General features: G+C 64.5%; 17 protein-coding genes and 4 pseudogenes. 18 read left to right on the top strand and 3 right to left on the bottom strand.

Features of this window, described 5'->3' with window-relative positions; genetic code table 11:
• Window positions 1–201 precede the first annotated feature (201 nt).
• A complete protein-coding gene (gene polA / locus CKO31_RS02530; protein WP_200233739.1) occupies window positions 202–2925 on the top strand; it encodes a DNA polymerase I in 2724 nt (907 codons plus the stop codon).
• A 163-nt stretch (window positions 2926–3088) separates the two neighbouring features.
• Here the strand turns inward: polA and CKO31_RS02525 are convergent.
• Window positions 3089–3232 (bottom strand): annotated as a pseudogene (locus tag CKO31_RS02525) (tyrosine-type recombinase/integrase); the annotation flags it as partial.
• A gap of 219 nt (window positions 3233–3451) precedes the next feature.
• On the opposite strand from CKO31_RS02525, the pseudogene CKO31_RS02520 reads away from it, so the two are divergent.
• The 11 genes and pseudogenes from CKO31_RS02520 (at window position 3452) to CKO31_RS02470 (ending at window position 13692) form a co-directional block, all read left to right on the top strand.
• Window positions 3452–4618: pseudogene (locus CKO31_RS02520) on the top strand (IS91 family transposase).
• A gap of 490 nt (window positions 4619–5108) precedes the next feature.
• Window positions 5109–5870, top strand: a complete 762-nt coding sequence (locus CKO31_RS02515; RefSeq protein WP_242475083.1) for a Hachiman antiphage defense system protein HamA — start codon at window positions 5109–5111, stop codon at window positions 5868–5870.
• Window positions 5871–9326, top strand: a complete 3456-nt coding sequence (locus CKO31_RS02510) for a DEAD/DEAH box helicase (RefSeq protein ID WP_200233735.1) — start codon at window positions 5871–5873, stop codon at window positions 9324–9326.
• Window positions 9327–9414: 88 nt separating this feature from the next.
• Window positions 9415–9603, top strand: a complete 189-nt coding sequence (locus tag CKO31_RS02505; protein ID WP_200233731.1) for a type II toxin-antitoxin system HicA family toxin — start codon at window positions 9415–9417, stop codon at window positions 9601–9603.
• A 427-nt stretch (window positions 9604–10030) separates the two neighbouring features.
• Window positions 10031–10162: pseudogene (locus CKO31_RS27595) on the top strand (hypothetical protein); the annotation flags it as partial.
• Between the two features lie 267 nt (window positions 10163–10429).
• A complete protein-coding gene (locus CKO31_RS27850) occupies window positions 10430–10591 on the top strand; it encodes a type II toxin-antitoxin system HicA family toxin (protein WP_438873996.1) in 162 nt (53 codons plus the stop codon).
• A 170-nt stretch (window positions 10592–10761) separates the two neighbouring features.
• Complete coding sequence (locus tag CKO31_RS02490) at window positions 10762–10995, top strand: hypothetical protein (protein WP_200233729.1); 234 nt, start codon at window positions 10762–10764, stop codon at window positions 10993–10995.
• Window positions 10996–11005: 10 nt separating this feature from the next.
• Window positions 11006–11230 carry a hypothetical protein gene (locus CKO31_RS02485; RefSeq protein WP_200233727.1) on the top strand — a complete coding sequence of 75 codons (225 nt, stop codon included), beginning with the start codon at window positions 11006–11008 and terminating at the stop codon, window positions 11228–11230.
• A 285-nt stretch (window positions 11231–11515) separates the two neighbouring features.
• A complete protein-coding gene (locus tag CKO31_RS02480) occupies window positions 11516–11998 on the top strand; it encodes a DUF1353 domain-containing protein (protein WP_200233725.1) in 483 nt (160 codons plus the stop codon).
• A 394-nt stretch (window positions 11999–12392) separates the two neighbouring features.
• The gene (locus tag CKO31_RS02475) at window positions 12393–13130 is read left to right on the top strand and encodes an Lcl C-terminal domain-containing protein (protein WP_200233724.1); all 738 of its coding nucleotides are present in this window, start codon (window positions 12393–12395) and stop codon (window positions 13128–13130) included.
• A gap of 241 nt (window positions 13131–13371) precedes the next feature.
• A complete protein-coding gene (locus CKO31_RS02470; RefSeq protein ID WP_200233722.1) occupies window positions 13372–13692 on the top strand; it encodes a hypothetical protein in 321 nt (106 codons plus the stop codon).
• Window positions 13693–13862: 170 nt separating this feature from the next.
• Here CKO31_RS02470 and CKO31_RS27590 read toward each other — a convergent pair whose 3' ends face one another.
• Both CKO31_RS27590 and CKO31_RS02460 read right to left on the bottom strand, forming a co-directional pair.
• Window positions 13863–14045, bottom strand: coding sequence for a type II toxin-antitoxin system HicA family toxin (locus CKO31_RS27590; RefSeq protein WP_369075121.1), 183 nt, complete (start codon window positions 14043–14045; stop codon window positions 13863–13865).
• On the bottom strand, window positions 14032–14271 hold the full coding sequence (locus tag CKO31_RS02460) for a type II toxin-antitoxin system HicB family antitoxin (RefSeq protein WP_200233718.1): 240 nt from the start codon (window positions 14269–14271) through the stop codon (window positions 14032–14034). Before CKO31_RS02460 ends, CKO31_RS27590 begins: the two co-directional genes overlap by 14 nt.
• A gap of 532 nt (window positions 14272–14803) precedes the next feature.
• Here CKO31_RS02460 and CKO31_RS27845 point away from each other — a divergent pair.
• The 6 genes and pseudogenes from CKO31_RS27845 (at window position 14804) to CKO31_RS02435 (ending at window position 18195) form a co-directional block, all read left to right on the top strand.
• Complete coding sequence (locus CKO31_RS27845) at window positions 14804–15238, top strand: DUF6946 family protein (protein WP_438873997.1); 435 nt, start codon at window positions 14804–14806, stop codon at window positions 15236–15238.
• An 84-nt stretch (window positions 15239–15322) separates the two neighbouring features.
• Complete coding sequence (locus tag CKO31_RS02455; protein ID WP_200233716.1) at window positions 15323–15604, top strand: type II toxin-antitoxin system mRNA interferase toxin, RelE/StbE family; 282 nt, start codon at window positions 15323–15325, stop codon at window positions 15602–15604.
• Between the two features lies 1 nt (window position 15605).
• Window positions 15606–15866 carry a helix-turn-helix transcriptional regulator gene (locus CKO31_RS02450; RefSeq protein WP_200233715.1) on the top strand — a complete coding sequence of 87 codons (261 nt, stop codon included), beginning with the start codon at window positions 15606–15608 and terminating at the stop codon, window positions 15864–15866.
• 106 nt (window positions 15867–15972) lie between these two features.
• Window positions 15973–16224: pseudogene (locus CKO31_RS02445) on the top strand (transposase); the annotation flags it as partial.
• Window positions 16225–16400: 176 nt separating this feature from the next.
• Window positions 16401–17147, top strand: a complete 747-nt coding sequence (locus CKO31_RS27140; RefSeq protein WP_274607675.1) for a DUF1353 domain-containing protein — start codon at window positions 16401–16403, stop codon at window positions 17145–17147.
• A 382-nt stretch (window positions 17148–17529) separates the two neighbouring features.
• A complete protein-coding gene (locus CKO31_RS02435; protein WP_200233713.1) occupies window positions 17530–18195 on the top strand; it encodes an Lcl C-terminal domain-containing protein in 666 nt (221 codons plus the stop codon).
• The last annotated feature ends 302 nt before the right edge of the window (window positions 18196–18497 follow it).

Here is an 18497-nt window from a genome sequence, read left to right as displayed (position 1 = left end):
GCCACCCCGGCACCGGCACCGCTGCGCGAGGCCGCCTGCGCCTGATCGCACCCGGGGGCGGCAGCCGCTATCGCGCCCCACAGGCAGGCCAGGCCTCAGCGCTGGGCCCCAGCTTTGGGCCCCAGCGCTGGGCTCAGGCGCTGCGCGGTGGCGCCCGCCGCGTGCTAACGTTGCGGCTTTCGAGCCGCCCCTGACAGACCGATGCCCGAACGGTACCCGCTCGTCCTCGTTGACGCCTCCGGCTATCTCTTCCGCGCCTACCATGCGCTGCCCAAGCTCACCAACTCCCGCGGCAAGGCCACCGGCGCGCTGATAGGCGTGCTGAGCATGCTGCGCAAGCTCATCGACGAAGAGCGGCCGGAGTACATCGGCGTGGTCTTCGACGCCTCCGGGCCCACCTTCCGCGACCGCCTCTTCGAGGACTACAAGGCCAACCGCCCGCCCATGCCGGAGGACCTGCGCGAGCAGCTGGGGCCGCTGAAGGAGATCATCCGCGCCATGGGCCTGCCGCTGCTGGAGGTGGCGGACGTGGAGGCGGACGACGTCATCGGCACGCTCGCCAAGCACGCGGCGGCGGACGGCGTGCCGACGCTCATCTCCACCGGCGACAAGGACATGGCGCAGCTGGTGAATGACCACATCACCCTGGTCAACACCATGTCCGACACCGTGCTGGACCCCGCGGGCGTCAAGGAGAAGTTCGGCGTGGCCCCGGAGCACATCGTCGACTACCTGGCGCTCATGGGCGACAGCATCGACAACATCCCGGGCGTGCCCAAGTGCGGCCCCAAGACGGCGGCCAAGTGGATCCAGCAGTACGGCGACCTCGACGGCGTCATGGCCAACGCCGACCAGATCAAGGGCAAGATCGGCGAGAGCCTGCGGGCGAGCCTTCCGCGGCTGCCGTTGTCGCGCGAGCTCACCAGCATCAAGACCGATGTCGCGCTGGACTTCGGGCCCAAGGACCTGACGCCGGACGCCGCGGACACCGAGACCCTGCGCGACTGGTACGAGCGCATCGAGTCCAAGCGCCTGCTGGCGAGCCTGAGCGAGACGGGCGCCGACGGCGAGGCCGCCGCGACCAAGCCGCAGGCCGAGTATGCCCTGGTGCTGGATGAGGCCGCGCTGGACGCCTGGCTCGCCAAGCTGGAGGCCGCCCAGCTCTTCGCCTTCGACACCGAGACCACGGACCTCGACTACATGCGCGCCCGGGTGGTGGGCGTGTCCTTTGCGGTGGACACCGACGGCGCCCTCGAGGCCGCCTATGTGCCCCTGGCCCACAGCTATCCCGGCGCACCGGCGCAGCTGGAGCGCGAGCAGGTGCTCGGCAGGCTGAAACCCATCCTGGAGGACCCGACGCACGCCAAGGTGGGCCAGAACCTGAAGTACGACATCAGCGTCTGCGCCAACTACGGCATCGCGGTCGCCGGCTGTGCCCACGACACCATGCTGGAGAGCTATGTGCTGGACAGCACCGCCACCCGGCACGACATGGACTCGCTGGCGAAGAAGTACCTGGACCGGGACACCGTCCACTTCGAGGACCTTGCGGGGAAAAAGGGGGCCGGCAAGGGCGCCAAGCAGCTCACCTTCGACCAGATTCCGCTGGAGCAGGCCGGCCACTACGCCGCCGAGGATGCCGACATCACCCTCGCGCTGCACCGGGAGCTGTGGCCGAAGATCGAGGCCATTCCGAGCATTGCTTCCGTCTACCAGGACATCGAGCTGCCCCTGGTGCCGGTGCTCTCCCGCATGGAGCGCGGCGGCGTGCGCATCGACGCCGACGAGCTCCGCGCCCAGAGCGCGGACCTCGCCGAGCGCGCGGCCGCGCTGGAGGAGCGTGCCTATGCCGAGGCCGGGCGCAAGTTCAATCTGGGCTCGCCGAAGCAGATCGGCGCCATCTTCTTCGACGAGCTGAAGCTGCCGGTGGTGGCCAAGACGCCCAAAGGCGCGCCGTCCACATCGGAGGCCGTGCTGGAGCAGCTCGCCGCCGACGGCTACGAGCTGCCGCGGCTCATCGTCGAGCACCGCGGGCTCACCAAGCTGCGCTCCACCTACACCGACAAGCTGCCGGCGCTGATCAACCCGGACACCGGCCGGGTGCACACCAGCTACCACCAGGCGGTGGCTGCCACCGGCCGGCTGTCGTCATCGGACCCCAACCTTCAGAACATCCCCATCCGCAGCGAGGACGGCCGGCGCATCCGCCGCGCCTTCGTGCCGGAGCCGGGCGTGCGGATGCTGGCGGCGGACTACAGCCAGATCGAGCTGCGGATCATGGCGCACCTGTCGGGCGACGAGCGCCTGCTCGCCGCCTTCGAGGCCGGTCAGGACATCCATCGTGCCACCGCCGCCGAGATCCACGGCCTGCCGCCCGAGGAGGTCAGCGACGAGCAGCGCCGCAGCGCCAAGGCCATCAACTTCGGGCTCATCTACGGCATGTCCGCCTTCGGCCTCGCCCGCCAGCTCGGCACCGAGCGCAGCGTCGCCCAGGAGTACGTGGATCTCTACTTTGCACGCTACCCCGGCGTGCGCGAGTTCATGGACCGCATCCGCGCGCAGGCCCGCACCGACCGCTATGTCGAGACCCTGTTCGGCCGCCGCCTTTATCTCACCAACATCAACCACAGTAACAACCAGCTGCGCAGCGCCGCCGAGCGCACCGCCATCAACGCCCCTATGCAGGGCACCGCCGCGGACATCATCAAGCGCGCCATGATCCAGGTGGACCACTGGCTCCGGACCGAGCAGCCGCCGGTGCGCATGATCATGCAGGTGCACGACGAGCTGGTGCTCGAGGTCGCCGAAGACGCGGTGAACACCGCCGCCGAGCGCATCAAGGGCATCATGCAGGGCGCCGCCGAGCTTAAGGTGCCGCTGATCGTCGACACCGGCGTCGGCGACAACTGGGACGAGGCGCACTGACTGATCAATGCAGGAAGCGCAGCTCACCGCGAAGCACGTGAGCACCACGCAGAACAACTCGAAGCAAGAGAACAGCCGAGTCGGTATCCGGCTGCCAGCGCGAGCCGCGCATGCGCTTGAGTCGAGCAGCGGAAGCAGCGGGAGCCCCGCCGGCCGCCGGCACTCAAAGCAGATCGTCCAACGGACTCGCCACGCCCTGCGCCCCCTGCCGCGGCACGTGGGTGTAGACCATGGTCGTCTGCACATCCTTGTGGCCCAGCAGCGACTGGATGGTGCGGATGTCCGTACCGCGCTCCAGCAAGTGTGTTGCAAAGCTGTGGTGATTATGCCGCGTGCGGCATAATCACCACGCGTTCGCCACCCACCAGTTGGAAGCGGGGTTGCCGGTGCACCGCCTGCAACGGCTGCTGGGGCATTCGGACCTGCACTCGACGCTGCGCTACATTCCCGATTTGGGAACGAGCCATGCCGAGCTACCGCGAGGGCGAAGGCGAGCTGGACCTCATCGCCCGCTTGGGAGCCGCCCATGGCTGAGCGTGCTTCTCTGCAGGCGGAGATCCACCGCTGCCTGGATCGCTATGCGGACGGCCATCGGCTCTCGCCGCGCCAATGGCAGGTGTGCGCACACATCGGCGACTGCCGCACCGCCGCCTTGGGCGGCTTCGATTGGGTGTGTGACGCCTGCGGCCATCACCAGCATCTGTATCACGCCTGCCGCGACCGGCATTGCCCGCGCTGTCAGCGCAGCGCCTCCGAGCAGTGGTGCGCACGCCAGCGCGCCGCGGTGCTGCCGGTCACCTACTACCACGTGGTCTTCACGCTGCCGCACGACCTCAACCCCTGGGTCGAGGCACAGCCCCGGCTGCTCTATGCGCTGCTGTTCGAGGCGGTCTGGGCGACGCTGTCCACCTTCGCGGCCGATCCCCATCGGACCTACTGGCGGCTCGGCGGGCGCCTCGGCATGACAGCGGTGCTGCACACCTGGGGACAGACGCTAACGCGGCACGTGCATCTGCATTGCCTGATCCCGGGCGGCGCCATCGCCGCCGACGGTTCCTGGCACGACGCGCGCAGCACCATGCTGTTTTCGGTGCGCGCGCTCGCGCGGCATGTACGCGGGGGCTTCGTCGGCCGGCTCCGGGGGGCGGCCGATGCCGGGCGGCTCGAGCGCATTGAGCCGGGGCAGGTCGATGCGATGCTCGATCGGCTGATGCGCACCGACTGGGTGGTCTACGCCAAGCCGTGCGTGAGCGGGGCGGAGACGGTGGTGGACGAAATTGTTCGCAAATGGGCGGGCGCTACAGCCACCGCACGGCATTGACCGACGGGCGCCTGCTCGGCTTCGCCGGCGAGCAGGTGCACCTGGCCTACAAGGACTACCGCGACGGCGACCAGCGCAAGGTCATGACGCTCGATGCCGAGGAGCTGCTGCGCCGCTTCCTGTTGCATGTCCTACCGGTCGGGTTTATGCGCATCAGGCATTTCGGCTTCCTCGCCAACCGCTGCCGCAGTCGTTGCCTAGCACAGATCCGCGACGCCCTGGCCGCCGCGCAGCGTCAGCGAAGGCAGCGGCGACGCGCCGGCGCCCGTCACCCTGCCTTGTCCGCACTGCGAGCGTGGGCGCCTGCGCGCCGTCTCCCCGCTGCCGCCACGCCCAGCCACAGGCGGCCCGGTCCGGCTCGAAGGAGGCTGATGTGCACGACTGATCGCCCCGCCCGCTTCGCACATGCGATGCAGCGGGCCGCGCCAACTTGTGCGCGCGGCTCGGCGCCCGCGCTCGCCCAGATGCCCGAAAAATCGCACACGAGCGGTCCGGGCGGCCCACGCCAACTGCCGCTGACACCCGCAGCGCATACCAAAACTCGCGACCCTGCCTCCCGCCGCCGCCAACCTCTGGTCGTCCACGCCTTGGTTCACACCCCCGCCCGCAATACAATCCCCTACATCGCGCAACGCACCACGCGGAATACGCCGGCGCCAGACTCCGGCCTCGGTCAGTTCAACGACAGTTAACCGACGCGCGCCGGGCACGCTCGGCGCACGAGGCCAGCTCCGCGTGTGGCGCGTGCCGGTTAACATGCTTGTACGTTATGCACACTGAATCAGGGATTCCGAGCTATGGTGAAGCCGCACACGGCGCCCGCCGTTGACGGCGAGCGCCGCGGCAGCCGGGATCCCGAGCTATGGTGAAGCCGCACCCATTTAAGCAATGGCTACAGGCTGCGACCTCAGCGATCGGTCGCCACTCGCTCCGGGTGCTCACCGAACGCGATGGCAGCCGCTCAGAAGTGCTTGATGACCTGCGAGACGTGGTCCGCGGGCACTACGTGGACCCGAAGCTCACGGCGAAGCGTATTGCCTCGCTGGGCGCCCCCAAGACGGCCGTGCTCTTGCGCGAGCACGTCCCGACGAGGAAGAAGGCACGCTCAGGCGACCTGGGCGAGGTACTGGCGACGGAGTTCGCGGAACTGGAGCTTCAGTACCACGTCCCGATCCGACGCCTGCGATGGAAGGACGGACGAGAAATGGCGCTCCGCGGAGACGACATCATAGGCGTCGGGCGCACCAACAAGGACAAGCTCCTGCTCCTTAAAGGAGAGTCGAAGAGCCGTGCAACGCTGTCGACGGCCGTTCTTGATGAGGCCGGCGGGGCGCTGGACAGCGACCGTGGCAGGCCAACGCGTCACTCGGTGCTGTTCGTCGCAGAGCGCCTTCGCGAGTTGGGCGAGGACGACCTCGCCGAGGAACTCGAGGATGCGGTGTTGGCGAGCTTCCGAGGGATCTCCGTTGCCCACATGCTCTTCGTTCTCACCGGCGGTTCGCCGAAGAACCTACTCGAAGTGCACCTTAAGGGCGCCGCGAAGAAGAAGCGGCTCCGGCACGCCATCGGCGTTCGCATCAAGGACCACGCGAAGTTCATCGAACTCTTGTTCGGGGGGCTGTAGATGGCAGAGTCGGTCGAACGCCTCACGGAGCGCCTGGGCACAGCAACGTCGCTGGGCTTCAGAGAACGCCTTCTCGACAAGGGGCTTGCCCGCGGGATGATCTGGCGTGACGGCGTCATGCCGCCGGGTTCGCCCGCCTTTCCGGACAGTCTGACCGAGGACTTGCTCGACTATGCTCACACCGTCCTGAACATGGCACTACGGCTTCGATCGCAGAAGGTAGAGGCGAATCTCGAGCGCCCATTTCTGGTAGCGGGCGAAGCGATCGAAGCAGCCGTTCACCGCGGGGCGGATGGGCATGAGGGCGGCTTCCATCGAGTCAGTGCGGCGGTGGCCTTTCATCTCGCACGGTACTCCGCGAGGGCGTACTCGATGCTTCCGACTGGGGCCGGAGCAACGAACCTTGCTCCGACCGAGACCGCGCTCGTGCAGCTTCTGCGTCGCAAGCTGGGCGATCTATATCAGCTCTACGCAGGTTGGCTCCTCGACGTGGAGCACTCGGATGACCGGGTCGCCGAGCGCCTGCGCGAGGACGAAGACTTCGACGCGGCGGACGCCTGTGGCGAAGTGATCGTTGCGGCCTTCATGCGCGCGCTGGCCCTCTTCGACCACGCGATTACAACCGGCGAGGACGTGTCGGCGCTAGGAGCCAAGGAACTCCTTCAGCGTGCAGCTGACACAGCCCGCGATGTGCACGCCGTCAGCCATTGGTGGACGACAACCCTTGCGCTTCATCTCCTCGATGAACTCTGGGGATTGAGCCTGCACCAACAGGTTCCGCTGCTACCTCCCGACCATGACGATGCAGAGCGATGGAGCGGCCTCCGGCGAAACTACGTCCAGCGGCTCCGCGCTGGCAAGCGATCGGCGATCGAGCTCTGGCCCTCGCAGCTGGAAGCAGTGCGCCGGGCCGTGGAACCGACCGACGACCTCGTGGTCGCTCTCCCGACGAGTGCGGGCAAGACCCGGATCGCCGAGCTCTGTATTCTGCGCACGCTCGCGTCCGAGCAGCGCGTGGTGTACGTGACCCCCTTGCGAGCGCTCTCGGCTCAGGTCGAGCGCGACCTCTCGGAGACCTTTGCTCCGCTCGGCTTCTCGGTGTCGTCCCTGTATGGCTCTGCTGGCGTCGAGAGTGGCGACGCAGAGACTCTCCGCCAGGGCAAGATCGTGGTGTCCACCCCGGAGAAGCTCGACTTCGCGCTTCGCAACGACAACTCGATCATCGACGACGTCGGTCTCATCGTGCTCGACGAGGGGCACATGCTTGGGCCGAACGAGCGCGAGGTTCGCTACGAGGCGCTCGTGCAGCGACTGCTGCGCCGGGGCGACGCCGACGGTCGGAGAATCGTCTGCTTGTCCGCTTTGTTCCCGACTCCGGAGGAGATGAGTGACCTGGTGGCGTGGATCCGCCAGGACGAACCTGGCGATCCCGTCCATTCGATGTGGCGACCGACGAGACAGCGCTTCGGAGTGCTGCGGTGGATGTCGAACGCCGCCCGACTCGACGTAAAGGTCGAGGACGAGAGCCCGTTTGTGCCGCGCTTCATCGAGCCCACCGACCCGCCCGAGGGGTCCCGGCGACGCAAGGCATTCCCGTCCGACAAGAACGAGCTGACGCTGGCCACAGCGTGGCGGTTCGTGGCCCAGGAGAAGGACGTCCTCATCTACTGCTCGCTGCGAAAGTCAGTTGAAACCCTGGGGCGGCTGATCCTCAAGTGCATCAAGCAAGAGGTTCTTGTGGCGCTTGCAGCTCCCAACGAGCGCATCCGGAATGCGATGGCAACCGGGGCCGAGTGGCTAGGCGAGGACCATCCGGCGGTGCAGTGCCTACAGCATGGAGTCGCCCTGCACCACGGGGGGCTTCCGCGTCCATTCCTCACCGAGGTGGAGCGCCTGCTGCGATCAGGCGACAGCCGGTTGACGGTGGCGTCGCCGACGCTGGCACAAGGACTCAACCTCTCCGCGAGCGTACTTCTGGTGCCTTCCATCTGGCGCAATCGGGAGATCATTCCGACCGCGGAATTCGCCAACGTCGCGGGGCGTGCAGGCCGGGCCTTCGTTGATGTTGAGGGGCTGGTACTTCACATCGTCTGGGTAGATACGACGCGCAAGGCGAAGCAGGTCGTTCGGAACTGGGAGAAGCTCGTCCACGAGGCCAAGGCGCCGTTGGTGCAGAGCGGGATCCTGCAACTCTCCCTGAAATTCTATGACAGAATCGCAGCGGTAGCTGGAGTTCCCGTCGAGGAACTCGTCGAGTACGTCATGGGCAACTCCAGCGCTTGGGAATTCAGCGACGCGGCGGCAGAGAAGCTGGAGGTATCTGCCGCAGATTGGGACCGCGATCTGGCGTCGCTCGATGCCGCGCTACTGGCGCTCTTGGACGCGGGCACCGACGACGTCGAGCTCGCTAACAGCTTGGATCAGGCGCTGGCCGGCTCGCTCTTTGCCCGGCAGGTGGAGCAGTATCAGGAAGCCGAGCAGAAGCTGATTCGCGGGTTCGTGACGGCACGAGCTGCTCGGGTATGGGCGCAGACGACGGAGCCGCAGCGCAGGGGCTATCACGCCGCCGGTATTGGATTGACGGCGGGCCAGTTCCTCGACGCGAACTTGCAGGGCCTCGTGGAGCTCCTCGGCAATGCCGAGACTGCGATTTCCGAGGGCAATCTTGATGATGCGTCGTCCGCGGTGGTCGCCTTTGCAGAGTTCGTCTTCCAGGCGGCTCCGTTCCGCGCGCCCAAGGACCTGCCCGCCAAGTGGACCGATGCCCTGGACGCCTGGATGCGGGGCAAGTCATCGGCCGACGTCATCGGCATCTGTGATGACGACGGGGTCGACTTCCTGCAGGAAGCGCTGACGTACAGGCTTCCATGGGCGATGGAAGCCGTCCGCGTGCACGCAAGTGCAGTCTCCTGCGAAGGAGCGGATGACATCACCGGGTTGGCCGCACTCGCCGTGGAGGCCGGGTGCTGCGACAAGAGCGTGATCGTGCTCCTCCGGGCCGGCTTGAACTCGAGAGAGGCAGCGTTCGAGGCGGTCAGATCGACGGGTGCCACGTTCGAGGACCGTGCCGGCCTGATGATGTGGCTGGGGTCCGAAGAGGTCGAGGCGCTTCACGCTGACGAGACCTGGCCAACGCCTCAGAGTCGTCATGCTTGGCTACAGTTCTACGAAGACGAGGCCAAGGGCGACCGGCGCAAGTGGAGGCGCGAGACGCAGCGAGTACGGGTGAAGTGGGACAGTGAACCTCCGGACGTTGGCGAGCACGTAGTCGTGGAACCAGCGGACGGCGGCGGGCTGGTGCTGACACCGTCATTCGAGCCACTCGGCTCGCTCGTGAGCGCCTTGGAGCGCCCACGCCGTAACGTGGTGCGCGCGACCGTCAGCGAGAGTCGGGACGCAGTGGACGTCGAATACTTTGGCCCGAGGGACATTGGCAATGGCATGCGCGGCGCATAACAACAGCATGCAGCAGACGGCGCTACGCGCCGCCGCTGATGCTGGGCGTTGGGCGCATAACCGTCTCTAACTCTGTACGCAGACGAACATGAAGTTCAGCGAGCTGGTTCGCCTACTGGAGAAGAACGGGTTTCGGCTGATCAAGCAGAAAGGGTCCGTCCCATACTATGCAAAGGACGGCTGCGATAACCTGATCCGGGTTGACTACCATGGCGCTAAAGAGATTCCGAAAGGTACATGCCGTGCGATACTAAAATCGGCAGGCATTCAACAGTAGGGCATTCTCAAATGATAGATCTCCCTTACTCCCTTATTATCGAGGCAACGGAAGAGCCGGACTTCTTCACGTACTTCTCTCCTGATTTGCCCGGTTTTACTGGAGTTGGGCATTCCGTAGAGGGCTGTATTTACCAAGCTAAGCTTGCAATGGCTGAGCATGCCGCACTTTTGTCGGACATCGCCCGGCCAGTTCCGCCTACAACGCCGAGCCCAACGATCACCATACAGAATGCGCAACCGGTCGAGAAAGCTGAGTGAAAAACGCCCAACTAGCCCGCCAGCCCCCGACGCCATATTGCAGCGCGCGCTTCGCGCGTCGCCGCAGTTCGGCGGGGGCTGCGGTTGACGTTGGCATTAGCGGAGAAAGCATCCATGGCGACCGAGTACAATATACTTCTGGCAAATGAGAGACACGTTTTGAGCAGCACGTCAATCAAGCGATCTCTCAGGGTTGGAAGCCGCAAGGGGGCGTCGCGGTCGTTTCTCAGCCCGAGAATCGCGGAGGCATGGAATTCGTAGAGCTGTACATCGCCCCAGCGATCATCCAAAACAAATGATAATCTCAGGGTCAGACTTGCCAGATTAACCCCAACTTCAGTGGAGGTGTATGTGGAGCTTTCTGCAGTCCTGAGCCCAGCCCCGGAAGGCGGCTACGTAGCGCTTAATCCGGAAACCGGTACGACGACGCAAGGCGAGACCGTGGAAGAGGCGTTGGCGAACCTCCGTGAGGCAACCGAGCTCTACCTGGAGGAATTCCCACTCTCAATTCACGGACGTCCCCTGCTGACGTCGTTCGAAGTCTCTTCACGTGCCTAAACTCCCAGTTGTCTCCGGGCGAGAAACGATTCGAGCGTTGGAACGTCTCGGATTTCGTTGTCGCCCGCGAGCGTGGGAGCCATATCGTCATGCGCCGCGGTTCGTCGGGCTGCGTTGTGCCAGACCACCGCGAACTGAAACTCGGCACTCTATCGGGGTTCCTCAAGTAAGCCAGTGCGTCATCAGAAGAGTTCATTGAAGCATTGAATGCCTAACCATTGTGGCACCTCCGACGCCCGCTTGGCTGCCGGCGCTAAGGCGCCGGCAGCCAAGCGGGCGCGGGGTCCGAATAACGTTGCGCTTGCAAAAAAAGGATGCTGTGGCGATTGAGATAAGTTTAATGTATTTCGAGATACAGGGCACCATCGAGGACATTGAACCCATTGCAATTGGCAGCAGCATCCGCGACCTTTCTCGGCTCAAGAAGCAATTTGGCCCGGGCAGGTGGCGTAAACTTAAGGGCACGACAAATGTCAAACTCGGCAATGGACACGTTCGGCGAGCCGAGGTGCATTGGTACGAAGCCCACGGAATTGGGAAGCGGAAAATGAAGATCAAACGTTTTCTCGACTGAGACTCAAACTATGGCCGATTCCCCACCGTTATTTGCCCTGTGCATCGACCCATCCGGTACAGAAGACCTTGAGAAGGGTAAAGTGTATCAAGTACTCCCAGACAGTACTGCAGAGAAAGAAGGCATGTTGAGGGTAATCGATGAGTCTGCCGAAGACTACCTCTACCCTTCCGCATTTTTTGTTGCCCTCGATCTTCCGCAGAAAGCGCGTGATGCGCTCGCGGTTAGAACATAGCGGAGGCAGTTTTGCTCAACATACGCCTTGCGATGTTTTGGCAAGGTGTGCGGCAAACCTTCTCCGCTGGGCACCAACAGGTTGCCCACAGCTTATCCACAAGCAGCTAAGCCACCTGGTTGCTGTGATCGTCCGTGATGGCGAGGCACGAAGGCTTTACAGAGTCCTCGAATGCCCTGTCCCGGCCCTTGCAAACACCCCAACGGCCGCGCCGGCGCACCGGCTCCGGCGGTACTCTTGGCGGCGGGCTGTCCTTGCCGGGCCGATCCCTGGCCCGCTCGTCCCGTGCAACATCCCTACCGCGAGGGGAGCGCTCCGCGACCTGATTTTACGCTCGGCATACTGCGTCCCCTCGGCGTGATGCTGACGGCGTCCATCGTCCACGACTTCGCTTACAAATTCGGCTATCTCCCCAAGGACGACGGCACGAAAGTGGAGGTTGAGCGCCACGTCGCGGATCTGCTGTTCCGCGACATCCTGGAGTCTGTCAACAGAATCCCGTTGCTCGGCTTCATCGCCTGGTTCGCGGTGCGCCTGGGCTGGCCGGTCGTCAAGTACAACGGCAAGCCTGGTGGCGGGAAGAAGCCGTACGGGGCCTACCTCGTGCTGCTCGTGGCGCTTGCAGTGCTGCTCACCGCGGCCGCCCCCTTCAGCTTCAGCGCCTTCGTCTCCGGCGTTGCGACCGTCTACGCGGTGCTCTACGTCGTCACGACCCTGTTCGACAGAACCAAGCTCATCGCCGAGAAGAAGAAGACGACGAAGGCATAGCCGCCCCGGGTTGCGGCCTGCTGGGATCGGCGCGCCCTCCGGCGGCATCAGCCCCGGCACACGCCGCCGGGGCCGGTGCCGCCCGCGGGCGAGCGTGTGGAAGCGCGGTTCGGGCTCGCCGTCCCTGATGAGTGGGCGCGCGGTCCAGGCGCGCGCGGCGCCGGCATTGAGGGGAAGGGCGGAGTGCGGAGTGCTGAGGCGCGCTCCAGGCGCGCGCCGGCGTCGCCGCATCCGCCAGTCGGCCAACACCGTAAACGATGCGCGCCTCTGTCGGTGTTTTACTGTCGGGGTTTACCTGATATTCCGCCCGCCTGTACCCTGACCCCGCGCATACTGTGTAACGCAGTATGGCTGCATCACCACATCCATACGAGCTGACTGGAGTATCTCAGCGATGAAGACATGGCAAGGCATGGCGGCAGCGGGTCTGCTGCTGGCGGGCGGCGGGGCGCAGGCGGCGTTGGTGCCCTACACGTCGGACGGCGTGGACCTGGTGTTCGACAACGACTACACCCCAGTGGGTGCTAGCAGCCCGGGACTCACGTGGACGGCGGACGCGAACCTGGCGGCGAGCAACACCTTCGGCCTGTCCACCGGGGCGGATCTCGGTCTTTACCCTGGTGAAGGCAGTGGCGAGCAAGGGCGTATCAATACCGACGGCACCATGAACTGGCCAGGCGCCCTGTTCTGGATAGACGCCATGAACGCGGCCAACTATGCCGGTGCCAACGACTGGCGGCTGTGGTCGGCGCTGGACAGCAACGGCGACGAGCCGTGCGCTGGTTGGGACTGCACTTACAGCGAACTGGGGCATCTGTTCTATTTCGAGGGCGGGTTGAGCCAGTTCGATTCCATCAACGACAGCGTCGCCCTGACCGACGTGTTCACAAATATGCAGGACAACGTGTACTGGTCTGGTACGGAGTTCTCGGCGTCCGACGCGTGGGACTTCGCTACGTCCTCTGGCTTCCAGTTTTACGGCGGTAAGGACAACCCGATCTACGCTTGGGCTGTCCGCCCCGGACAGATCGCTGCCGCCCCGCTCCCTGGCACGGCGTTGCTGATGGCGCTGGGCTTGGCTGGGCTCGATGCGCGCCAGCTGAGTCGGCGGCCAAACACGGCTTCCGGCTGATCCGGGGCCCGGCTGCGGCGCACAGACCGACGCGTCGCAGCCGGGCAAGGCGCGGCGCTTGCCGCGAGCGGGCCGCGCCCGCCGAGGTGCAGGCTGCACGCACACTCCCTGACCGGCTAGACTGTCTTTTCATACAGTTCCCGGAGGGCATGCCCATGAACCGGCTCGTCGACGGCGGCCGCGGCAACGACAGCCCGGGGCAGGGCGGCTCCGGCGGGTCCGGGCGGGGCGGCGGCCAGCAGTGACCACGCGCAGCTCGGACAACTGGCTCGGCAAGCCCGGCGGCTTCGACGCGCTGCACTGCTCGCTGCTGTTTCCGTCGGCGTCGTCTTACGGCATCCCGCGTCTGGAGGCGCAGGACTGGGCCCTGCCGGATGACTTCCGGCTCCTGCCGTACCGCTCGCGCCTGGACCGGCTCGACCTCCGCCGCGACATCTGCCACTGCTTCCTCGACGATTACCGAAATGCTTGCTGTTGGCCGCCGCGAATTCGCTTGACAGCCCTGATTGTAGGCGTCCAAAAGGCTAACGATGAGACGGGCCGTGTGACGTTTCGCCGTTGAACGCCGCTCCAATACGATTGCGCCCTCGAGGTTTCGGCGTGATTGAATGCAAGTGCTGGTCCCAGCCGATTGGCCTTGGCCGCTCGCGTAAGCTGGTGGACTGCGCTGCGCTTGTCCACCCTACGCCGTACGGGGAAAAGGGGTCACCCTTTATTGATTACCGGAGCAGCTCAGTATTTCGGGGAAAGGCCGGCTTGTTTGCCTAGCTCGTTTGCTGTTATGGGGTCCAGTTGGCTGTGTCGCTTTATTGGAACCGCTTTCCTTCCGTCGGCGTAGATCGAATGGTTGGCGCCTTCACGAAGAAGATGGAAGCCATTGGTCTCGAAGTATCGAATCAGGTCACGTCGTTTCACCGACACGATCTAACTCCACTGACAATTGTTCAAGGAGCGCATTGCCAGGTGGAATCTCTTTTCCGAGATCACGGTATGCCAACAGCATCTCGTTCAGCGCGTCGCGCAACATGGCTCTACATTCGTCGAGATCCGCGCCTTCTGTGACGACTTCTGGCCACTCCACCAATTGCCCCATATACCCCCCACGGAAGCGGGTATATTTTGCGGTGTAACTTTGCAGCATGGGTTTGCCTCTGCGGCGAGCTCGGACCGGGGAAGTTAGCGTGTCAGCCTTGCGGACGCAAGGAGTACCAGGAGTACGAGGAGTAGGGGTGGAGGGTCTTGCAGTCCAGCACACGTTGAGGGGCAGTGAGGGGCAGGGTCTCACCTGTGAGACCTCCCCCAGACTTGGCCGCATGCACCGTGATTCACTATCCTCGTCGAGCGCCCAAGCAGTCCGCCAGCCCGAGGCCTACTGCGGCGTGCGCTTGGCGCGCCGGCGCAGGTTGACGCGGGCTGCGGCTAGCGTTTGCCGATAACAGGAGAGCCCGACACAGCGCACATCGCATATGAAGGTCGAACTGAAGCCCCAAGCAATAAGGGGAAGGAAGGTTCCGAAGAGTGCGTCATCCCTATTGCATGCCCAACGCGTCCGCCGGCGCGGCGCTAAACTGCGGCGGGCGCTGCGCGCGTGGCCGCAGTTTAGCGCCCGCGGCGGTTAATGTTGCCCGTGGAAGCGGGAGAATTACAGGAATGAACAGAATCTTCATGCCTAGATCGGGACCCGAGTACTGAAGCAGTTTCTTGCCGAACCCGATAAGCACTGGAGAACCGATAACGCCGCAAAGTCGCTTGCGCATTGCTGGGAAGAATCCGGAGACACCCCACACGAAGCAAAAGCGGTGCTTGCCCGCGCACCGGAGCTGGCAGGAATTGAAACGCTGTTCTGCATGCCCGAACATCAGGTTCCGCTAGCTGGAGGATCAAGACCGTCGCAAAATGACGTGTGGGTACTAGGTCGAGCGCCGCAAGGCTTGGCCTCATTAGCAGTTGCGGCTCGGCGTCGCCCGGCCGCGCATCATCACACCGCAGAGCGCGCAACGCGCTTTGGTGTTTGTACGAGATCTTTCGCCCGCGCGAAAGCGAGTACAACCGAGGAACCGGATGCGAGAAAGCCGCGCGTCCGGGTCTGTGGCGGGGGCTCCGGCTAACCGGAGCGCCTACGCCCGAAGCGGCTGATCGCGCAGCCGAGCCCAGCCTCTTGACATACCTTTTTTGGTATATACACTTGAGGAATGTGGACGATCCTCGAGCATCGGCGAACCGCTCGCGAGCTGAAGCGGCTTCCCGATGAAATCCTGAAGCGGTATCAGAAGTGGAAGGACATCGTTGAGGTATCGGGTCCTGCCGGCCTCCAGCTGATCCGTGGGTTCCGAGACGAGTCACTGTCAGGAGAGTGGAAGGACCATCGCTCGTCTCGGCTCAATGAGCAGTATCGCGTGATCTATCGTATCGAGAGCCAGTCCGTTGTCGTTGAGGTCGTGAGCGTTACCCCCCACGACTACCGGAGGAAGTGACATGGGTGAATATCGGAAAGCGAAGCGAACCATCGAGGTCTCCGCCGGGGAATCGGTGCGAATCATCCGAGAGCTGCAAGAACTTTCACAGAACGAACTGGCCGTGCTCTCGGGAATCCCGCAGTCGACGATTTCAGCTATCGAGCGGGATCGCATTAACCTCGGCGTCGAGCGCGCAAAGCAGCTTGCACGAGCGTTGAAGTGCCACCCGTCCGTTCTCGTATTCCCGGGATGGAACGTTGAGCGTGAATCCGCCGCGTAACAAACCGGCCCTGCCGCAGAGGAAATGCAAAGGAATGTCCAGGACAGTCCTAGAAGGAATTGGGGTGTCACATTGCACAGCCGGCCTCGGGGCCTTATCGTTCGCGGTGGGATGGCGTTCCGGGCGTGGGCAAAGGGCGAGACCACTGCGGCTGGAGCTCGCCGGCGCGCTGTATCATGTAACAGCACGCTGTAAGGGGCGACGGAGCATCTTACTCGTCGACTAGGACAGCGATTGGGCGGTGTTTCTCGACGTGCTGGGCGCAACGTGCGAACGCTTCAACTGGGTGCTTCACGCCTACTGCCTGATGACCAACCACTACCACCTGTTGGTCGCAACGCCGGATGCGAATCTTTCCAGCGTCAGCTTGCACTGGTCGAAGCAGACGCAGACGACCGCGAGACCCTGGATTTCATCGAGACCGCGGCGGACTGGCGCGCCGTCGAAGCCGGCTGTCGACCGACCGGGCGCTATATTGAAAGGTGCCTCGATCAAGAGGCGCAGTTGATCGCCGAACGGATTGGGAGAGCGACCATGCAACCCTGTGAATACCATGCCGAGGCGGAAGAGTATCACCACCCCATCTACGTCAGGTTCAACGACATCCCGCCGGTGCGCCTCAGCTCCTACAAGCCGAAGGAGAACCCGACGCTGATCGACCGGCTGGTGCTGGCAACCAAACCGCGCGAGCTCAGACTGCACGAGCCCTGGTGCATCCAGCTCGATAAGGTCCCCTACGATCCACGCCTCAACGGCTCGTTCAGGATCCCGAGCGAGAAAGATGGCGAGCCGATCGACTTCGATGGTGCCTCCATCCCCCTGCCCTGGCTGATGAGTCTGCTCACGCTCGGCATACTGCGTCCCCTCGGCGTGATGCTGACAGCGTCCATCGTCCACGACTTCGCATACAAATTCGGCTATCTCCCCAAGGACGACGGCACGAAAGTGGAGGTTGAGCGTCACGTCGCGGATCTGCTGTTCCGCGACATCCTGGAGTCTGTCAACAGAATCCCGTTGCTCGGCTTCATCGCCTGGTTCGCGGTGCGCCTGGGCTGGCCGGTCGTCAAGTACAACGGCAAGCCTGATGGCGGGAAGAAGCCGTACGGGGCCTACCTCGTGCTGCTCGTGGCGCTTGCAGTGCTGCTCACCGCGGCCGCCCCCTTCAGCTTCAGCGCCTTCGTCTCCGGCGTTGCGACCGTCTACGCGGTGCTCTACGTCGTCACGACCCTGTTCGACAGAACCAAGCTCATCGCCGAGAAGAAGAAGACGACGAAGGCATAGCCGCCCCGGGTTGCGGCCTGCTGGGATCGGGGCGCCCTCCGGCGGCGTCAGCCCCGGCAAACGCCGCCGGGGCCGGTGCCGCCTGCGAGCGGGCGGGTGGCAGCGCGGTTCGGGCTCACCGTTCCTGATGAGCGGGCGCGCGCGGCCCCGACCTTGGGGGGGAAGGGCGGAGTGCGGAGTGCTGAGGGGCGCTCCCGGCGCGCGCCGGCGTCGCTGCATCCGCTAGTCGGCCAACACCGTAAACGATGCGCGCCTCTGTCGGTGTTCGACTGTCAGGGTTTACCGGATATTCCGCCCGCCTGTACCCTGATCCCGCGCATACTGTGCAACGCAGTATGGCTGCCTCACCACATCCTTACGAGCTGACTGGAGTATCGCAGCGATGAAGACATGGCAAGGCATGGCGGCAGCGGGGCTGCTTCTGGCGACTGGCGGGGCGCAGGCGGCGCTGGTGGACGCAGGCAACGGCCTGGTCAACGACACGGTACTCGATATCACCTGGGTGGCGGATGCGGGGCTGAGCAACGATCAGCTCGGTGGCGCGGCGACTTGGCAGGAATTGGTGAATTGGGCCGCGGATCTGGAGTACGCGGGCTACGACGACTGGCGGCTGGCCTCGATGTCGGTGGCTGCCGGCACGCCCACCGGCTCTGCTGGTTTTGGTTCGATCATCGATTGCGAGACCGACACCGAGACAAACTGCCGCGACAACGAGCTGGGGTACATGTATCGCTATTACCTGCCGGGCAACTACGGGGACGACAAGACCGGCGAGCAGACGGTCGGCGACGTTACGCTGACTGGCATACAGAACCTGTACTGGTCGGGTACGGACGTCGCGGGTAGTCCCTTCCGCGCGTGGCTCTTCAACCCCGGCGTTGGCTTCCAGAGCTACGGCTTTAAGTCCTCCGAACACTACGGTTGGGCAGTTCGCCCCGGCCAAATCCCCACCGCCCCGCTCCCCGGCACGGCGGCCCTGATGGCCCTGGGCTTGGCTGGGCTCGGTGCGCGCCAGCTGAGTCGGCGGCCAACGCACTCCAAGGTCTGATCCGGGGCCCGGCTGCGGCGCACAGACCGGCGCGTCGCAGCCGGGTAAGGCGCGGCCCTTCGCGCGAGCGGGCGGCGCCCGCCGAGGTGCAGGCTGCACGCACACTCCCTGAGCGGTGCTGGTCCCAGCCGATTGGCCTTGGCCCCTCGCGTAAGTTGGTGGACTGCGCTGCGCTTGTCCACCCTACGCCTACGCCCCTTGTCCACCGTACGCCCTTATCTTCCTTGGCCGGCGCTTATGCGAGTGATTGGAGTTATGGGCGAGACCAAAGCTGGCGGCCGGCGTCGGGCCTCGCATAATGA

The organism is Thiohalocapsa halophila (assembly GCF_016583825.1).
GTDB lineage: Bacteria > Pseudomonadota > Gammaproteobacteria > Chromatiales > Chromatiaceae > Thiohalocapsa > Thiohalocapsa halophila.
The sequence above is the reverse complement of the archived record's forward strand: the minus strand, read 5'-3'. Positions and strand labels throughout refer to the sequence as shown.